The 2,512-nt window shown below is 63.1% G+C and carries 3 protein-coding genes and 2 pseudogenes; 4 read left to right on the forward strand and 1 reads right to left on the reverse strand.

The features are described from left to right. Positions 1-190: hypothetical protein (locus ACLP9N_RS21450; protein WP_442409300.1), on the reverse strand; the 190-nt coding region annotated here is incomplete at its 3' end. Positions 191-355: 165 nt separating this feature from the next. On the opposite strand from ACLP9N_RS21450, the pseudogene ACLP9N_RS21455 reads away from it, so the two are divergent. The 4 genes and pseudogenes from ACLP9N_RS21455 to ACLP9N_RS21470 form a co-directional block, all read left to right on the forward strand. Continuing rightward, positions 356-877, forward strand: a pseudogene (locus ACLP9N_RS21455) (alpha/beta hydrolase family protein); the annotation flags it as partial. Positions 878-952: 75 nt separating this feature from the next. Further along, positions 953-1,150, forward strand: a pseudogene (locus ACLP9N_RS21460) (wax ester/triacylglycerol synthase domain-containing protein); the annotation flags it as partial. 49 nt (positions 1,151-1,199) lie between these two features. Next, positions 1,200-1,325, forward strand: a complete 126-nt coding sequence (locus ACLP9N_RS21465) for a hypothetical protein (protein ID WP_442409302.1) — start codon at positions 1,200-1,202, stop codon at positions 1,323-1,325. Between the two features lie 887 nt (positions 1,326-2,212). Next, on the forward strand, positions 2,213-2,512 hold the full coding sequence (locus tag ACLP9N_RS21470; protein ID WP_442409301.1) for a hypothetical protein: 300 nt from the start codon (positions 2,213-2,215) through the stop codon (positions 2,510-2,512).

A 2,512-nucleotide genomic window follows, 5' to 3' on the forward strand; every position in this document is an offset into this window, starting at 1 on the left:
GGACCGCCACCTCAAGTTCTACGAGACCCGGGACAACCTCCCGCGACTCATCGGGGAGGTCTGCACTCACCTGATCGACGAACTTGCGGATGGCGTCGATGGCCTCCTTACGGCTTGCCTCGACCGATTCGAGCACCTCGTCAGACAGTTCGGCCCAACGTGCCTCGGTCTTTTCGGGTGTCTTCGTCATTGTCAATCTCCTCAAATCAACGCCCGGGGGCTTTGCTCCTGAGCCCACCCGGTGTCGCTGGTTTGGGCAGCGCCATCAGACCGTTCATACAGACCGGCCGCTACTTCACAATCATTCCGCGATTACCTCGATCAAGCGCCGGACGAACTTCCGATCGCACGGCCCACTACTCAGGCGGTGTGGGATATCCGGCGGCTGTTGTCCTGGATCCGATTGCAGGAGCCCGAGTCGCTGATCGGGTTGAACAGTCTCTCGCTCGGCGGCTACATCGCGTCGCTGGTCGCCAGCCTCGAAAAGGGCCTCACCTGCGCGATCCTCGGTGTTCCGGTGGCCGACCTGGTCGAGGTGCTAGGGCGCCACTCCGGCCTCAGTCACGATGACCCCCGCCGTCACACGATGGAATTGGCTGAACCCATCGGGCGGATGGTGTCGCCGCTGTCGCTTGCTCCGCTCGTGCCCATGCCCGGACGTTTCATCTACGCCGGCATCGCTGACCGGCTCGTGCATCCACGCGAGCAGGTGATCCGCCTCTGGGAGCACTGGGGCAAACCGGAAATCGTCTGGTACCCCGGCGGCCATACCGGATTCTTCCGCTCGCAGCCGGTACAGCGGTTTGTGTGGGATGCGCTGCACCAGTCAGGGCTCCTGGACGGCGGATTAGCGACGCGGCGCGACCGCACCGCTTAGTTGCCGGGGACACAATGAATCCGCGGGATCGACTGGACGCCGCGACGATGACCGCGGAGTTGCTATCCAGCCCCGATGCATGTCGGCGCCGTGTTGATCCTGTCACCGCCCACGGACGCCGGCACCGACTACGTCGACGAACTGTATCGTGAGGCGCTCGCCGGAAACGAATCGATAGATCCCAGGCTTCGCAGATATCCGCATCGTGGTGTAGACACCGGCGGCATGTGGGTTTGGCGTGATAGCGACACCGTTGACATGAGCCGACATTGCCAGCGTCGCGCGGTGTCTGGGGGCAGTGACGGATTCTGGCGGCTGATCGGTGAGCTGGGGCAAGCTGGCCCTCACCGACCTGCGCCTCGGTCCGGCAACCGTGCAGATCGAGGCCGAGGGGGAAGCGGTGACTGTCCGCGGAGTTCCCCGAGAGTGGCGACTTGTCACGTCATAACCAGCCGATGACTGCGCCGGTCAGCGCGCCGGACCGGTCACGGCGACAAATGCCCCCCACGGATGGGACTTCGGTCTCTGCCGGATGCCGGCGCAGAACATGAAGGATCGAAACGGTAAGGATTCTTTCTTTCACCACGCCACGCACCATTTGTCGGTTTCCGGTGAACACGACACCGGCTGCGGTGATTGGGGGCTTCCGACTCTGCCGACGCACGTCGGCGCTTTGTAGTGTTGCCGCGCGCCAAAGACATGCGTAAGGCGAACATATTTGCGTCCATGCCGTCTGGCCCGTGTCGGGGACTCGCGACCGGTCGAAGAAAATCAGGAGGCCTAGATATGCAACCAGAACGCTTCGAATCGCTGGTGAGCCTGCGTGGTCCGTTCGTGTCGATCTACATCGACGACTCACGTAATACCGCGGACGCCGAGGCCCAGCTGTACGCGAAGTAGACCAGGATGGCTCTATGTGACTGCGCATCGCCGCGGCCAAGCCGCGACAGCCGAAGACGGCGCAGTATTCATTCATGTGCCCGGCGAATGTTCCCCGGCCCCGAACACCCACCGCAGGGCGTTCAATGATCCCCGCGACCCGTCGACGCCGACCACGATCCGCCCGCTCTGCTGCGGTCCATCGGAAGAAGCGAGCGGCTGCGGGGATGATCGTCCAGCACTGGCCATAGGGTCATTATGGGTGCGCGGCCGCCCAAAGGGACACTCCGCGCTCGGCGACTGTTACGAGCGTGAGCGAGACCGCCGCCGCGAGTACCGCCGCTCTTGATGCCAACCGATTCCTCGGGCCCCATCGCCTGGCTAGGAGGGAACGGCAAAACCGCGCTGGCATGACAAGGCAAAACGCAGCACCGCGGCCATGTGTAACACTGGTCCATGCCCGTCTTGCACATCGAACACCAGATCGCCGACCTCGACACGTGGCTGCAGGACTTCGCCAGCCGCGCACCCGCGCGAAAGCAGCATGGCGTTACCGCGGCGCACGTCTTTCAAGCCGAGGACGATCCGCGGTACATCGTGGAATTTGTCTTCTTCGACACAGCCGAGGACGCAAACAAATACCGGACGTTCATGCGCGAACAGGTGTGGTCCTCGTCGTCGCCGGGACTGGCCGGCAATCCGCACGCCGCCATCCTCAACGAGGTGGTGGAAACCACCTCTAAATCTAAAGCTTGA

The organism is Mycobacterium sp. (assembly GCF_052144515.1).
GTDB lineage: Bacteria > Actinomycetota > Actinomycetes > Mycobacteriales > Mycobacteriaceae > Mycobacterium.